We start from the raw sequence: 13,990 nt of genomic DNA on the forward strand, positions 1-13,990 counted from the left end.
TGCGACGCGTGAGCAAGCAGTTACATGGTGATGTGTCCGGGGGCTGAAACGTCGGGGCGGGCGAAGGGGTACTTCGCGTAGATTGCTGCCACGCGCAAGGAAGTGGGGACAGTGCAGGTGGCAAGCGTGAGGCAGGCCGTGAGCGAGGCCCGCAGGATCGTCGTCAAGGTGGGTTCCTCGTCACTGACCACCGCGTCGGGAGGCCTGGACGCCGACCGGGTCGACGCGCTCGTCGACGTCCTCGCCAAGAGCCGCAGCGGGGGAGAGAAAGAGGTCGTCCTCGTCTCCTCCGGTGCCATCGCCGCCGGCCTCGCCCCGCTGGGACTGCGCCGCCGCCCCAAGGACCTGGCCCGCCAGCAGGCCGCCGCCAGCGTCGGCCAGGGCCTCCTCGTCGCCCGCTACACCGCCTCCTTCGCCCGCTACGGCGTCCGCGTCGGCCAGGTCCTGCTGACCAGCGACGACATGAGCCGCAGGTCCCACCACCGCAACGCCTCCACCACCCTCGACAAGCTCCTCGCGATGGGCGCCTTCCCGGTCGTCAACGAGAACGACACCGTCGCCACCGACGAGATCCGCTTCGGCGACAACGACCGCCTCGCGGCTCTCGTCGCCCATCTGGTCCGCGCCGACCTGCTGGTGCTCCTCTCCGACGTGGACGGCGTCTACGACGGCGACCCCAGCAAGCCGGGCACCTCGCGGATAGCGGAGGTACGGGGGCCGGCCGACCTCGCGGGTGTCGACATCGGCAGCACCGGCAAGGCCGGCGTCGGCACCGGCGGCATGGTCACCAAGGTCGAGGCCGCCCGGATCGCCGCCGCCGCGGGCATCCCCGTGGTGCTGACCAGCGCCGTCCACGCGGCCGAAGCGCTGGGCGGCGGCGACACCGGCACCTACTTCCACCCCACCGGCAAGCGCTCCGCCGACCGGCTGCTGTGGCTCCAGCACGCGTCCACCCCACAGGGCTCGCTGACCCTGGACGACGGCGCGGTTCGGGCGGTCGTGCAGCGCCGCAAGTCGCTGCTGCCGGCCGGGATCGCCGCCGTGGACGGCGAGTTCAACGCCGGGGACCCGGTCGAGCTGCGGGACGGCGAGGGGCGGGCGGTGGCCCGCGGGCTGGTGAACTTCGACGCCAAGGAGATCCCCCAGCTGCTCGGCCGCTCCACCCGCGAGCTGGCCCGTGAACTGGGACCCGCCTATGAGCGCGAGGTCGTCCACCGGGACGATCTGGTGGTGCTCCAGCCCTGAGAGCCCCCCCCAGGGAGAGCGCCGCTCACCCGAAAACGGGGGGAACGCCCCGCGAAGGCTGTCGCCCTCAGGTGGACGTTCCGCAAAAGTGCCACACAAGCCCTTGCGGCCTGCTCAACTTTGTTTCGGGGACACGTTCCGCACGACCACCGTGTCGGTCACTGGGATCACTGGGTAAAGGAGGCCGTCGTGAGACGAGTGCGCCCTGGGGCCGCGCCCCGTGGTGGTGCCGAGGAGGCCTCGTCCCGTGCGGCCGGTGAGGAGCGCGTCTTGACGAGCGTCGCGGCCGGCGACCGCTACGAGGAGCCGGCCGAGCTGCCCCGGCTGTGGCACGTCACCCTCAGTGTCTCCGGCAAGGAGGCCCCGCTGAAGGAGGTGCGGCGCGGCCTCGAACAGCTGGCCCACGACCACCCCTTTCTGCTGACCAGCCGCTATGCCCACGACCACGCCGAGATCCGCTACTGGGAGGAGGCACGCGACCTCCACGACGCCGCCGCCGTCGCCCTGCGCCTGTGGGGCGAGCACCGCCAGACCGCCCAGCTGCCGCCCTGGGAGATCGTCGGTCTGGAGGTCATCGACCGTGAGACCTACCACCAGCGCCTCGCCGAGGGATACGGCCCGGCGCCCGCGACACCGGTAGGGGTTCACCCCTTTTGACCTGCCTTGCTTCCATAAGGTGACATTGCGGGCGGTATCGATCCCGTCTCGCGGTGCAAGACGGCCGGGTCCCCACCCCCGTACGGCGCACTACCCTTCCCCCATGACCACGCTCTCGCCGTACGACTCGATGTCCCCGGTCACCCAGGCCGCCTACCGCGCCAAGGCCGCCGCCGCCGACCTCGCCCCGCTGCCGCGGGCCGAGAAGGACGACGCGTTGCTCGCCATCGCGGACGCCCTGGAGGTCCGTACGAGCGAGATCGTCGAGGCCAACGCCAAGGACATCGCCAAGGCCCGCGAGGCCGGCACCAGCGAGACCGTCATCGACCGGCTCACCCTCACGCCCGAGCGGGTCCGCGCCATCGCCTCGGACGTGAGGGACGTCGTCGCGCTGCCCGACCCGGTCGGCGAGGTCGTCCGCGGCTCCACCCTCCCGAACGGCATCGACCTGCGCCAGGTCCGCGTCCCGCTCGGCGTCGTCGGCATCATCTACGAGGCCCGCCCGAACGTGACGGTGGACGCCGCCGCGCTCTGCCTGAAGTCCGGCAACGCCGTCCTGCTGCGCGGCTCGGCCTCCGCGTACGAGTCCAACACCGCCCTCGTCCGGGTGCTGCGCGACGCCGTGGGCGGGGCGGGGCTGCCCGCCGACGCCGTCCAGCTGGTGCCCGGCGAGAGCCGCGAGAGCGTGCGCGAGCTGATGCGGGCCCGCGGCCTGGTCGACGTGCTCATCCCGCGCGGCGGCGCCTCCCTCATCCGGACCGTGGTGAACGAGTCGGTCGTCCCCGTCATCGAGACCGGCACCGGCAACTGCCACGTCTACGTCGACGCCCACGCCGACCTCGACATGGCGATCGACATCCTGATCAACTCCAAGGCGCAGCGCCCCAGCGTCTGCAACTCCGCCGAGACCCTCCTGGTCCACCAGGACATCGCCCCCGAGTTCCTGCCGCGCGCCCTGGACGCCCTCGCCGAGGCCGGCGTCACGGTGCACGCCGACGACCGGGTCATGGCGTACGCCAAGGACTCCGAGGCGACCGTCGTGGAGGCTACCGCGGAGGACTGGGAGACCGAGTACCTCTCCTACGACATCGCCGCGGCCGTCGTCGACTCCCTGGACAAGGCCGTCGAGCACATCCGGCTGTGGACCTCCGGCCACACCGAGGCCATCGTGACGACCTCGCAGCAGGCCGCGCGCCGCTTCACCCAGCTGGTCGACTCCACCACCGTCGCCGTGAACGCCTCCACCCGCTTCACCGACGGCGGCCAGTTCGGCTTCGGCGCCGAGATCGGCATCTCCACGCAGAAGCTGCACGCCCGCGGCCCGATGGGCCTGCCGGAACTGACCAGCACCAAGTACATCGTCACCGGCGACGGGCACGTACGCCGCTGAGGTGTGGAGGGCGCCGAGGGCGCGCGCCTGCGCATATGCGTACGGCACACGCCCCCGGCGTACGCCCGTGCGTACGGCAGGCGTCTCATACAGCGGATGAATTTCCGTACCGTCTGCCCAAATTGACCCCCCAGGTCTACTCTGGATTCGTGCCGGAGGACGTGGGGGGTACGCCGTTCCCTGACGGCTGGGAGCCCGACGACGACCACGACCGCGGGGTGTCGGACGAAGAGTTCGCCTCCGTGGTCTTCGACGAGGCCTTCATACGGGCGGCCGTGGTGCACGAGCCGACCGCCGTCGAACGCCTCCTGGCCGCCGCCCAGGCGAGAGCGGAGGCCTCCGAGGCCGAGGCCCGCCGGGCCCACCGCCGCGGCGAGCGCTACGAGGACACGTACGGCGCCGAGGCCCGCGCCGGGTTCGACCACGACCCCGAGCTCGACGACCTGGACGACACCGACATCCTCGAAGGCCGCTTCGGCGCCCCGGGGACGTACGGCAAACAGGTCCGCTGGCACCGCCCCGTCGCCTGGATGCTGGCGCTCGTGATGGGCATCGGCATGGTCACGCTCGCCTTCACCGCGGTCTACCGGGGCGCGTCCTCGAACAGCCGGGACCAGGTCCCGCCGCCGCCTGCCACCACCGGTCTGGAGCAGGGCAGCGCGGCGGCCCCCTCCGCCTCCGCCGAATACTCCCAGCCGGCCTTCTCGGCGGTCCCCAAGTCGCCCTGAACGCCCGCCGGGCATGCGCTGACGGTCCTGGTGAGAACCTGTCAGAACTTGTCGTGCGGCGGGGCGTTTACCCGAGCTTCCGGAGACCTACTCTGAAGATATGGGAGGGCCTGGAGAACCACCTGAGGGTGCACCCGAGGGCGTCCCCGGGGGTGGTGAGGACGAGTACCGGTCCGTCGTCTTCGACGAGTCGTTCGTCCGTGCTGCCCGGCTCCAGGAGTACTCCGCGCAGGAGCGCATCGCCGACCACGCCCCGGCCGTCCGGCGCCGCCCGCCGATGCGCCGGGGACTGTCCCGGCAGGCCCTCGTCCTGGTCCTGCTGATCGCCCTCGCCTTCGGCACGGCGATCTACATGGGCGTACGGCACCCCTACCAGACCCCCGCCCCCGTACGGGACGTCTCCCTGCCCCTCCAGACGACCGTCGTCCCGCTCGCCCCGGTGGGCCGGGTGCCGGGCGCGGCCGACCCCGAGTACCTGTACGACCACAGCCCCGCCGCGCAGTTCCGGATCGGCGCCGCCGGGATCACACTGCCCGCCGCGCGGGACACCTCGCACTTCTCCGAGACCCAGGTGATGAGCGCGCTGGACACGGTCAAGGAGTACCTGGTCCGGTCCGCCCTCTACCCGGAGGTCCTCACCGGCGGCGAGACCCGCCCCGTCCGCGTCCTGCTCCCCGCCGACCAGCACCTCCAGTTCGACGAGAGCCTGAGCCATCCCGCCGCGGACGGCCGGCACGCGGTGACCGGATGGCTGGTCCGCCTCGACGCCAGGACCGTGCAGCTGGCCGACCCGCAGATCCGGGTGAGCGGGACGCTGGCGGTCAGCGAGACCGAGTCCACGATGCTCGAGGTGACCGCGGACCACACATACGTGTACGCGCTGCGGGCCGCCGGTGCGGACGCCAAGGCGCAGACCTCGCTGTTCACCGTCCGGCGCGAGCTGCACTTCCGGTTCGACCGGGAGGACGTACGACTGCACCAGGCGCAGCTGTCCACGTCGTACGTGCAGGCCGGGCCGCTGTCCTGTGGGGACAACGCGGCGGATGTGCTGAGTCCGTTGCTGGCGGGGCAGACGGCGAAGGCGGGTGGGCCGGTGGGGACCGATCCGTTCGCCACGGATCGGGCCACGGCGGTGTGTGGGACGTTGGCTTCGGGGGCCTTGCCCAAGGGGTGAGGGGTTGTTCGCGCAGTTCCCCGCGCCCCTGGGTGCGTTGACCGCGCCCGGCGTTCGTCAGTTCTCGTCTGTTTCCGTCGGGGGCTGGTCCTTCGGGTTTGTGGTCGTGAAGCCGCCGAAGCCTCGGCGGACCCTGCCGCCCAGGTCGCCGGCGCCGCCCGCGATGTCCGTGACCAGCTTCATCAGGGGGTCCTTGGAGGACTTGACGTTGCTCGCGTAGCTCGCCGCCGACTCGCGGAAGGAGTCGGTGACCGAGGTGTCCTTGTCCTCGGTGCGGCGCGGGTAGTGGCCGTCCATCAGGCGCTGGAAGTCGCGGGACTCGGACCACTTCTTCAGCTCGGCCGCCCGGACCGTGGTGAAGGGGTGGCTGCGCGGCAGGACGTTCAGGATCTTCAGGACCGAGTCGCGCAGGTCGCCGCCGGCCTCGTACTCCTCGGCCTGCTTGAGGAACGCGTCCACGTTCATCTCGTGCAGGTGGTGGCCGCCGGCCAGCTTCATCAGGCCGCGCATCGAGGCTTTGAGGTCCTGGCCGACCAGCAGACCCGCGCGGTCCGCGGACAGCTCCGACTTGCGGAACCACTCGCGCAGCGCCGTCACGATCGCCATGATCGCGATGTTGCCCAGCGGGATCCACGCCACCCTGAGGGCGAGGCTCGTCAGGAAGAGCAGGATCGTGCGGTAGACGGCGTGCCCGGACAGGGCGTGGCCCACCTCGTGGCCGACGACGGCCCGCATCTCCTCCTCGTCGAGCAGATCGACGAGGCCGGTCGTCACGACGATGATCGGCTCGTCCAGGCCGATGCACATCGCGTTCGGCTTCGGGTCCTGGCTCACGTACATCGGCGGGACCTTCTCCAGGTCCAGGATGTAACAGGCGTCCCGCAGCATGTCGTTGAGGTACGCGAACTGCTGGTCCGACACCCGCACCGAGTCGGAGAGGAAAAGGAGCCTGAGGCTCCGCTCGGGCAGCAGACCGCTGAGCGCCTTGAAGACCGTGTCGAAACCGCTCAGCTTGCGCAGCGCCACCAGGGCGGAGCGGTCGGCCGGGTGTTCGTACGCCCGCGAGGAGATCCCGGGGAAGCGCCTGCGCTGCCTGCTCGGCACGTTCTCGTGGGCGTCGCCCTGGCCGTTCTCGTGCGCGTTCTGCTCGTGGCCGTCGTCGGACATGTCTTCCCCCATGTGCGTGAGTGTGGTCCTTTGCGGACCCTTGTGCGGCCCTTTGCGCCCCCGAAGCAGAGCCCAGCCTAGGCGGAGATACGGTGGACGGGCAGTACAGCGAAGGAGTCCCGTCATGGAGCACAGCCCCGCGTCCGCCTGGCTGACCGAAGCCGCGAGCGCAGCCCAGCAGCAAGGGTCGGGGTATCTGCTCCGGGTCGTGCTGGTCGTGATGGTGGTGGGCTGTGTGCTGACCGCGTGGTTCCTGCTGCGGGGCTACAAGCAGAAGGACGACTGAGCCGGACCGGAAGTTCCACCGGGGTCCCAACGGCGGAGTCGGCGTGATCGCCGCCGAGCCGCCCCCTTACGATGGGCCGACATCTTTGTCCCGCCCACACCGGATAGGTCCAGATGAGCTTCCACAGCACCGCTGCCCAGTTGGTCACCCTTGCCGCCGAGGGCGAGGAGCACGGCGGCAACCACGAGAGCCTCAGCCCGCTGCTCACCGGCGGCGGCGCGTTCGTCATCCTGCTGCTCCTGCTGTGGATCACGACCCGTTTCAACCGCGACCGCTGAGCCGGAGAGACCCCAGGGGAGACCGGACCCCGCGGAACGGGCCGGTAGGGTCTGCACGCATGGGAGAGCAGGACATGCCTACCGGCCCGGGCAACGCCCCGTCGAACCCCGGCAAGCGCCGTCTCGGCGTCATGGGCGGGACGTTCGACCCGATCCACCACGGACACCTCGTGGCGGCCAGTGAGGTCGCCGCGCAGTTCCACCTGGACGAGGTGGTGTTCGTGCCGACCGGGCAGCCGTGGCAGAAGAGTCACCGCAGTGTCTCGCCGGCCGAGGACCGCTATCTGATGACGGTGATCGCCACCGCCGAGAACCCGCAGTTCTCGGTGAGCCGCATCGACATCGACCGCGGCGGGCCCACGTACACCGTGGACACCCTGCGCGACCTGCGCATGATCAACCCCGACACGGACCTCTTCTTCATCACCGGCGCCGACGCCCTCGCCCAGCTCCTCACCTGGCGGGACATGGAGGAGCTCTTCTCCCTGGCGCACTTCATCGGGGTCACCCGGCCGGGCCACCACCTGACCGACGCCGGACTCCCGGAGGGCGGTGTCTCTCTCGTGGAGGTTCCCGCGCTCGCCATCTCCTCCACAGACTGCCGTGCGAGAGTCGCCAAGGGCGACCCCATCTGGTACATGGTGCCGGACGGAGTCGTGCGCTACATCGACAAGCGCGAGCTGTACCGCGGCGAGTGAGCCGAGAGGGGCACCGGTGAACGACCGATACGACGCGGGACACGGCGGCGACCACGACGACCAGTACCAGCTCGTCGGCTACGACGAGTACGGCCGTCCCGTCTACCAGCAGATCCCCCAGCAGCAGCCCCAGCAGCAGCCGTACGACCCGTACGCGCAGCAGACACAGCAGGGCTACGGCTACGACCCCTACGCCGCCGGCGGGCAGCAGACGGGGCAGTACCCCGCGCAGCCGTACGACACGGGCAACCAGCGGCCCGTACCGCCGTACGACCCGTACGACACCGGTCAGCAGACCCCTGTGCCGTCCTACGACCCCTACGGGGGCGGGCAGGGCGCGGCGCCCGGCGGTCCCGGCGCCCCGTACGACCCCTACGGGCGGGCCGCGACCAGCGCGCAGCAGCCCCGGGTCGCCGAGCAGACCGCGTACATCCCGCAGCAGGCCGGCCCGCCCGAGGCCGCGGAGCCCGACGGCCACGGCCGTCCCGAGGGCGCCGAACGCGACTACCACACCGAGCAGTTCTCCTTCGTGGAGGAGCCCGACGGTGACTCCGAGGACGTCATCGACTGGCTGAACTTCACCGAGAACCGCACCGAGCGCCGTGAGGAGGCCAAGCGCCGCGCCCGCAGCCGGCTCGTCGCCCTGGTCGTCGTCCTGGCCCTCACCGCGGTCGGTGGCGTCGGCTACCTCTGGTACGCCGGGAAGCTGCCCGGACTGTCCTCGAAGTCCGACCCCGGGACCGGCACCGGCACGTCCGTCGCCGCCCAGAACCGCGACGTGATCGTCGTCCACCTCCACAACACCAAGAGCGGCGGCACCTCCACGGCGCTGCTCGTCGACAACACCACCACCCAACAGGGCACCACCGTCCTGCTGCCCAACTCCCTCGCCCTGACCGACGACGACGGCACCACGACCACCCTCGCCAAGTCGGTCGACGACGACGGCTCCTCGGGCACCCGTGAGGCGATCGACACGGTCCTCGGGACCCAGATCCAGGGCACCTGGCGCCTCGACACCCCCTACCTGCAAAACCTCGTCGACCTCGTCGGCAACATCGACGTCGACACCGACACCGACGTGCCCGACCCGGCCGCCAAGAAGAAGGGCACCGCGCCCCTGGTGAACAAGGGCGAGGACCAGACCCTCAGCGGCAAGACGGCCGTCGCCTACGCCACCTACCGCGCCTCCGGCGAGGCCCAGAACGCCCAGCTGGAGCGGTTCGGGCAGGTCATGCAGGCCGTGCTGCGCAAGCTGTCCTCCGACGCGGGGGCCGCCACGACCACCGTCCAGACGCTGGCGCAGATCCTCGACCCGTCGCTCACCGACAAGGACCTCGGCACCTTCCTCGCCAAGCTCGCCGACCTCGCCAAGGGCGGCGACTACAAGACCGCGCTGCTGCCCGTCCAGACCGACGGCACCCTCAGCGCCCAGGCCAGCGACAGCGTGGTCAAGGACGTCCTCGGCGGCACCGCCAAGAGCCCCGACAAGGACGCCGCGGTCCGCGTCTCCGTCCAGAACGCCAGCGGCGTCAAGGACAACACCGAGAAGGCCCGCGTGGTCCTCCTCAACGGCGGCTTCACCTTCCTGGAGGGCGGCACGGCCTCCGGCACCCAGGCCGCCTCCAAGGTCGTCTACGCGGACGCCGCCGACAAGGAGAACGCCACCGAGGTCGCCAAGACCCTGGGCCTGCCCACCAGCGCCGTCAGCAAGGGCGGGACCACCTCGAACGCGAACGTCTCCGTGGTCCTCGGCCAGAACTACGACCCGTCCTCGTAGCGGCCCCCGACAGGCCGGGTCGCGGACGCCCGTGACCCGGCCCCGCCACGGGCCCCGGTCATCACCGGGGTGCCCTCGGCGGTCGTGAGACCCTTGAGGTCAAGTGACCGCCGACCGAAAGCCGTGTAGTGACCGCCACTGACCGCTCCATCGAGCTCATCCACACCGCCGCACAGGCGGCCGCCGACAAGCTCGCGCACGACATCATCGCCTACGACGTCAGCGACGTACTGTCGATCACGGACGCCTTCCTGCTGGCCTCCGCGCCCAACGACCGCCAGGTCAAGTCGATCGTCGACGAGATCGAGGAGCGCCTGCAAAAGGAGCTCGGCGCCAAGCCCGTACGCCGCGAGGGCGACCGGGACGCCCGCTGGATCCTGCTCGACTACGTCGACATCGTCGTCCACGTCCAGCACAGCGAGGAGCGCGTCTTCTACGCCCTGGAGCGGCTGTGGAAGGACTGCCCCGAGCTGGACCTGCCCGAGGACGCCAAGGCCACCCGCGGCAAGGCCGAGGAGCACGCCAAGTTGCAGGCCGCCGAGGAGTCCGAGGACCTCGGTGGTGACTGGCGATGAGCAGCACCGGTGAGGTGACGGACGCCAAGCGCGGCGGCCGGGGCCGGCGCGTCATCCTGTGGCGGCACGGCCAGACCTCCTGGAACGTGGAGCGCCGCTTCCAGGGCACCACGGACGTCGCCCTCACCGAGACCGGCGTCGCCCAGGCCCGGCGCGCCGCCCGGCTGCTCGCCTCCCTGAAGCCCGACGCGGTCGTCTCCTCGGACCTCCAGCGGGCCGCGAACACCGCCGCCGAGCTCGCCGTGCTCACCGGTCTCGACGTCAGTCACGACGACGGCCTGCGGGAGACCTACGCGGGCGCCTGGCAGGGGCTGACGCACGAGGAGATCATCGCCTCGTACGGCGAGGAGTACGCCGCGTGGAAGCGTGGCGAGCCGGTCCGTCGCGGTGGCGGCGAACTGGAGACCGAGGTCGCCGACCGCGCCGCCCCCGTGGTGCTGCGGCACGCCGACAAGCTCCCCGACGACGGCACGCTCGTCGTCGTCAGCCACGGCGGCACGATCCGCACCACCATCGGCCGTCTCCTCGGCCTGGAGGCCGGGAACTGGGAGAGCCTCGGCGGCCTCTCCAACTGCTGTTGGTCCGTCCTCGGGGAGGGTGCTCGCGGCTGGCGCCTCCTTGAGCACAACGCCGGCACCCTGCCGGAGCCGGTGCTCGGCGACGACGACTGAGCGGATTTCACTTTCTGCCAGGTCGCAGGCTAAAGTTCTTCTTGTTCGCCCCGCCGAGCGGGAAGAACAAAGCTCGGGGCTATAGCTCAGTTGGTAGAGCGCCTGCATGGCATGCAGGAGGTCAGGAGTTCAATTCTCCTTAGCTCCACAGATGAAGATCCCGTCCTCACAGGGCGGGATCTTTCATTTCCCACAACAGGGCCGTGCGCCGCGCCGTCTCCTCGTCGTCCGGTGTGTAGACCACGATCCGGCACTCCGGCATCCCATGGATCGAAAGCGACACCGACGTCAGCCGCAGCTCACCGACCGCGGGGTGACGGAAGCACTTCACCCGCCGTCCGGGCTCCGCCACGTCGCCGCTCTCCCACAGCCGGGCGAACAGCGGGCTCGCCGCGGACAGCTTGCGTATGAAGCCGTCCCAGGCCGGCTCCCCGGCATGCGGTCCGTAGGCCGCCCGCAGGGTCGCCACCATCACCGGCAGCTCGGTCTCCCGGAACAGCAGCGGGCAGTGCTCGTCCCGTGCCGTGAACAACCCCCACAGCGCGTTGGGCGGACGGCCGCTGGGCTGGACCAGCGGCACGGCGAACAGGGTGCGATAGACCTCGTTGGCGGCCAGGATGTCGAACCGCGAGTTGTAGACCACCGCCGGGCGTGGTGCCAGGGCGTCGATGATGCCCTGGACCTCCGGGCCCACGGACCGCGCGACGGCCTCCGGCGTTGCCGTGTACGGCACTTCGGCCAGGCGGTACAGATGCTCACGCTCCGGCGGATCGAGCCGCAGCGTGCGCGCCACGGCGTCCAGGACCTGCGCCGAGGCGTTGATGGGGCGGCCCTGCTCCAGCCATGTGTACCAGGTCACACCGACCCCCGAGAGCTGGGCGACCTCCTCGCGGCGCAGGCCCGGGGTGCGGCGGCGCAGGCCCGGGGGCATCCCCACGTCCGCGGGGGTCACCCGGGCGCGCCTGGTGCGCAGAAACGCGGCCAGCTCCGGCCGGCGGCGCTGTGTCGTCCCCATCGTCACGTCCCCCATCGCCACGCCCCCATCGTCGACGCCCGGCCCGTCTCCTGCCAGGTGCTGTCAGTACCAGCATCAGCGGGCTCTCGGCACCCGTACCGGGGCGCCGTCACGCTCGACGGCATGACGACAACCACCCCTGCCGGAACGGGTTCCGAGCCCGCTCCGAGCCCCGCGATCAGTGAAACACCCGGCACTGACAATGGCCCCCGCCCGCTCCTCGCCGTCGTCCTCGCCGCGATGTTCATGGCCATGCTCGACGTCTTCATCGTGAACGTCGCGGCCCCCACCATAGGTTCCGAACTCCACGCCTCGGGCGCCGAGTTGCAGCTGGTGGTCGCGGGATACACCATCACCTACGCGGTGCTGCTGATCACCGGTGCCCGCCTCGGCGACCGGTTCGGTCCCGGCCGGGCCCACCTCGCCGGGATGGCCCTGTTCACCGCCGCCTCGCTCGCCTGCGGACTGGCGCAGGGGGCCACCGAACTGATCGTGTTCCGGCTGGTCCAGGGCGCCGGCTCGGCGCTGATGATCCCGCAGGTGCTCAGCCTGATCCAGCGGAACTTCGTCGGTGAGGCCCGGGTGAAGGCGCTCGGCGCGTACTCGGCGGTGCTGGCCGTCGGCGCGGCCGCCGGGCAGGTGTTCGGCGGGGTCCTGGTCAGCGCGGATCTGTTCGGCACCGGCTGGCGGCCGGTGTTCCTGGTGAACGTGCCCGTGGGCGTCGTACTCCTGGTCGTCGGCGGGCGCGTGCTGCCGCGGGGCGGCGGGAGCGGGCGTCGGCGCGGGCTCGATCTGCCGGGGCTCGTCCTGCTCGGCACGGCCGTCTCGCTGTTCACGGTGCCGCTGGTGCTGGGGCAGGAGCAGGACTGGCCGCTGTGGTCGTGGCTGTCGCTGGCCGCGGCCGTGGTCCTGTTCGCCGTGTTCTGCCGGTTCGAGTCGCGGCTGGCCCGGCGGGGCGGCGACCCGCTCATCGCGCCGAGGGTGCTGCGCCACCCCGGTATGGGACTGGCGGTCCTGCGCATCATGGCCGTCATGGCGGTCAACGGCGGCTTCCTGTTCCTGCTGACCCTGCATCTCCAGGGCGGCCTCGGCTACAGCGCCCTGCGCTCCGGCCTCACCTTCGTGCCGACCGCGGTCGCCTTCGGCGTGGTCGGACTGACCTGGCGCAACTGGCCCGCCGTGTGGCAGCGGGCCTTGGCGCCCGCCGGGTTCGCGCTCACCGCGCTGGCCGTGGCCGGGACCGGCCTCGCGCTCAAGGGCGGCGGCGAGGGCGGAGCCCTGGCCCATGCGTCGTACGTCGGTGTGGGCGTCGGTCTCGCGCTCGCCTTCAGCCCCACGCTCACCCGGGCCCTGGCGACCGTGCGGCCCGAGGACGCGGCGGACGCCAGCGGTCTGCTCGCCACCGTCACCCAGCTCGGCCAGCTGACCGGCGTCGCGGTGTTCGGCACACTGTTCTTCAACCGGCTTGAGTCACTTGGGGCCCCGGAGGCGTATACCTCTGCGGAGGCGCTTTTGGCGTGCATGTTCGCGCTGGCCGGGACCGCTGCGGTGGGTGCCGTGTCCGGACTGGTACTGAGGCGTCGCTGACCGTATTGGTCCGGCCGTGGCAGAATCAAACGGCCGGAAGGGGGCGCGGCCCGACGGGAGGGAGTAGCGATGCCTGCGAGCATCCTCGAGGAGGTCGACGGCCTCCTCGGAGCAGTGCTGGCCCGGGACACCGTCACCCGCCTCATCTGCCCTTCCTGCGGTTCCCTCCATGTCGCGCAAGTGCTCGGTGACAACGGCGGAATCTCCTACGTGTGCACGGCCTGCGGCCACAGCTGGAGCTGATCGATGGGTGCACACAGGCGAAAGTGCGACTGGTGCGGCAGCGGGACGCCGATCGTGCGGGACATGGAGCCCCTCAATCCCGATTACCAGTACTGGTGCGAGGAATGCGCGCGGGCGCTGATCATAAAAGGCGACCCGATCGAGACGTACCGGGAGCTCGAGGGCGAGCCGATCTATGGCCGGCTGCTCGAAGAGCACTGCACGCTCAAGAGGTTCTACTCGTTCGTCACGGCCTGAGGTCCGCCGGTGGTGGGCCTCAGGGAAACGATTTGGTGTTCCACCCGGGGGAGCGTGTAATGTTGGCGTCGCCGCCGGGGGAAACCGCGGAGGACACCGCAAGGGGCTATAGCTCAGTTGGTAGAGCGCCTGCATGGCATGCAGGAGGTCAGGAGTTCAATTCTCCTTAGCTCCACAGAAAGATCCCGCCGGATCATCTTGATCCGGCGGGATTCTTGCGTTTCCGGGGGCAGTTGACATGCCGAAGGGGGCCGCCCGG

16 protein-coding genes and 2 tRNA genes are annotated in these 13,990 nt (G+C 70.8%); 16 read left to right on the forward strand and 2 right to left on the reverse strand.

Annotated elements, in window-relative coordinates; translation table 11 throughout:
• The first annotated feature begins 138 nt into the window (after positions 1-138).
• From proB to OG866_RS29415, 5 genes are all read left to right on the forward strand, one after another.
• Positions 139-1,245, forward strand: coding sequence for a glutamate 5-kinase (gene proB / locus OG866_RS29395; protein WP_329344352.1), 1,107 nt, complete (start codon positions 139-141; stop codon positions 1,243-1,245).
• A 198-nt stretch (positions 1,246-1,443) separates the two neighbouring features.
• Entirely contained in the window at positions 1,444-1,902 is a 459-nt protein-coding gene (locus tag OG866_RS29400; RefSeq protein WP_329344353.1) for a hypothetical protein, read from the forward strand.
• 103 nt (positions 1,903-2,005) lie between these two features.
• The gene (locus OG866_RS29405; RefSeq protein WP_329339314.1) at positions 2,006-3,292 is read left to right on the forward strand and encodes a glutamate-5-semialdehyde dehydrogenase; all 1,287 of its coding nucleotides are present in this window, start codon (positions 2,006-2,008) and stop codon (positions 3,290-3,292) included.
• A 149-nt stretch (positions 3,293-3,441) separates the two neighbouring features.
• A complete protein-coding gene (locus tag OG866_RS29410) occupies positions 3,442-4,020 on the forward strand; it encodes an SCO2584 family spore wall biosynthesis protein (RefSeq protein ID WP_329339316.1) in 579 nt (192 codons plus the stop codon).
• Between the two features lie 100 nt (positions 4,021-4,120).
• The gene (locus OG866_RS29415) at positions 4,121-5,194 is read left to right on the forward strand and encodes an SCO2583 family membrane protein (RefSeq protein ID WP_329339317.1); all 1,074 of its coding nucleotides are present in this window, start codon (positions 4,121-4,123) and stop codon (positions 5,192-5,194) included.
• Between the two features lie 57 nt (positions 5,195-5,251).
• On the opposite strand, the gene OG866_RS29420 is transcribed toward OG866_RS29415, so the two are convergent.
• Positions 5,252-6,361 (reverse strand): M48 family metallopeptidase, encoded by a 1,110-nt coding sequence (locus tag OG866_RS29420; protein WP_329344355.1) that lies wholly within the window; start codon positions 6,359-6,361, stop codon positions 5,252-5,254.
• 124 nt (positions 6,362-6,485) lie between these two features.
• Here OG866_RS29420 and OG866_RS29425 point away from each other — a divergent pair, with 124 nt between their 5' ends.
• From OG866_RS29425 to OG866_RS29455, 7 genes are all read left to right on the forward strand, one after another.
• The gene (locus OG866_RS29425) at positions 6,486-6,647 is read left to right on the forward strand and encodes a hypothetical protein (protein ID WP_329339319.1); all 162 of its coding nucleotides are present in this window, start codon (positions 6,486-6,488) and stop codon (positions 6,645-6,647) included.
• A 113-nt stretch (positions 6,648-6,760) separates the two neighbouring features.
• Positions 6,761-6,925: a hypothetical protein gene (locus OG866_RS29430; RefSeq protein ID WP_329339321.1), complete on the forward strand. Its 165-nt coding sequence runs from the start codon at positions 6,761-6,763 to the stop codon at positions 6,923-6,925.
• 59 nt (positions 6,926-6,984) lie between these two features.
• Positions 6,985-7,623 carry a nicotinate-nucleotide adenylyltransferase gene (nadD, locus tag OG866_RS29435; RefSeq protein ID WP_329339323.1) on the forward strand — a complete coding sequence of 213 codons (639 nt, stop codon included), beginning with the start codon at positions 6,985-6,987 and terminating at the stop codon, positions 7,621-7,623.
• A 16-nt stretch (positions 7,624-7,639) separates the two neighbouring features.
• On the forward strand, positions 7,640-9,403 hold the full coding sequence (locus OG866_RS29440) for an LCP family protein (protein ID WP_329339325.1): 1,764 nt from the start codon (positions 7,640-7,642) through the stop codon (positions 9,401-9,403).
• Positions 9,404-9,531: 128 nt separating this feature from the next.
• Positions 9,532-9,978 (forward strand): ribosome silencing factor, encoded by a 447-nt coding sequence (gene rsfS, locus OG866_RS29445; RefSeq protein WP_329339327.1) that lies wholly within the window; start codon positions 9,532-9,534, stop codon positions 9,976-9,978.
• Positions 9,975-10,649 carry a histidine phosphatase family protein gene (locus OG866_RS29450; protein WP_329339328.1) on the forward strand — a complete coding sequence of 225 codons (675 nt, stop codon included), beginning with the start codon at positions 9,975-9,977 and terminating at the stop codon, positions 10,647-10,649. Before rsfS ends, OG866_RS29450 begins: the two co-directional genes overlap by 4 nt.
• Before the next feature lie 75 nt (positions 10,650-10,724).
• Positions 10,725-10,797: transfer RNA gene (locus OG866_RS29455), tRNA-Ala, on the forward strand.
• Positions 10,798-10,815: 18 nt separating this feature from the next.
• Here OG866_RS29455 and OG866_RS29460 read toward each other — a convergent pair.
• Positions 10,816-11,679 (reverse strand): helix-turn-helix transcriptional regulator, encoded by an 864-nt coding sequence (locus OG866_RS29460; RefSeq protein ID WP_329344357.1) that lies wholly within the window; start codon positions 11,677-11,679, stop codon positions 10,816-10,818.
• A gap of 108 nt (positions 11,680-11,787) precedes the next feature.
• Between OG866_RS29460 and OG866_RS29465 the strand changes: the two genes are divergently transcribed.
• The 4 genes from OG866_RS29465 to OG866_RS29480 all read left to right on the forward strand — a co-directional run bounded on the left by OG866_RS29465 (position 11,788) and on the right by OG866_RS29480 (position 13,906).
• Entirely contained in the window at positions 11,788-13,251 is a 1,464-nt protein-coding gene (locus OG866_RS29465) for an MFS transporter (protein ID WP_443063581.1), read from the forward strand.
• 69 nt (positions 13,252-13,320) lie between these two features.
• Positions 13,321-13,494 (forward strand): hypothetical protein, encoded by a 174-nt coding sequence (locus OG866_RS29470; protein ID WP_329339329.1) that lies wholly within the window; start codon positions 13,321-13,323, stop codon positions 13,492-13,494.
• 3 nt (positions 13,495-13,497) lie between these two features.
• On the forward strand, positions 13,498-13,731 hold the full coding sequence (locus tag OG866_RS29475) for a hypothetical protein (RefSeq protein WP_019523121.1): 234 nt from the start codon (positions 13,498-13,500) through the stop codon (positions 13,729-13,731).
• 102 nt (positions 13,732-13,833) lie between these two features.
• A tRNA-Ala gene (locus OG866_RS29480) sits at positions 13,834-13,906 on the forward strand.
• Positions 13,907-13,990 lie beyond the last annotated feature (84 nt).

Origin of the sequence: Streptomyces sp. NBC_00663 (genome assembly GCF_036226885.1) — a bacterium.
Lineage (GTDB): Bacteria > Actinomycetota > Actinomycetes > Streptomycetales > Streptomycetaceae > Streptomyces.

What these genes read in the sequence shown, in the direction of transcription:
- OG866_RS29405 (WP_329339314.1), top strand. Translation starts at nt 2,006, where the DNA reads ATGACCACGCTCTCGCCGTACGACTCGATGTCCCCGGTCACCCAGGCC.
- OG866_RS29415 (WP_329339317.1), top strand. Translation starts at nt 4,121, where the DNA reads ATGGGAGGGCCTGGAGAACCACCTGAGGGTGCACCCGAGGGCGTCCCC.
- OG866_RS29420 (WP_329344355.1), bottom strand. Translation starts at nt 6,361, where the DNA reads ATGTCCGACGACGGCCACGAGCAGAACGCGCACGAGAACGGCCAGGGC.
- OG866_RS29425 (WP_329339319.1), top strand. Translation starts at nt 6,486, where the DNA reads ATGGAGCACAGCCCCGCGTCCGCCTGGCTGACCGAAGCCGCGAGCGCA.
- OG866_RS29430 (WP_329339321.1), top strand. Translation starts at nt 6,761, where the DNA reads ATGAGCTTCCACAGCACCGCTGCCCAGTTGGTCACCCTTGCCGCCGAG.
- nadD (WP_329339323.1), top strand. Translation starts at nt 6,985, where the DNA reads ATGGGAGAGCAGGACATGCCTACCGGCCCGGGCAACGCCCCGTCGAAC.
- OG866_RS29450 (WP_329339328.1), top strand. Translation starts at nt 9,975, where the DNA reads ATGAGCAGCACCGGTGAGGTGACGGACGCCAAGCGCGGCGGCCGGGGC.
- OG866_RS29460 (WP_329344357.1), bottom strand. Translation starts at nt 11,679, where the DNA reads ATGGGGGACGTGACGATGGGGACGACACAGCGCCGCCGGCCGGAGCTG.
- OG866_RS29465 (WP_443063581.1), top strand. Translation starts at nt 11,788, where the DNA reads ATGACGACAACCACCCCTGCCGGAACGGGTTCCGAGCCCGCTCCGAGC.
- OG866_RS29470 (WP_329339329.1), top strand. Translation starts at nt 13,321, where the DNA reads ATGCCTGCGAGCATCCTCGAGGAGGTCGACGGCCTCCTCGGAGCAGTG.
- OG866_RS29475 (WP_019523121.1), top strand. Translation starts at nt 13,498, where the DNA reads ATGGGTGCACACAGGCGAAAGTGCGACTGGTGCGGCAGCGGGACGCCG.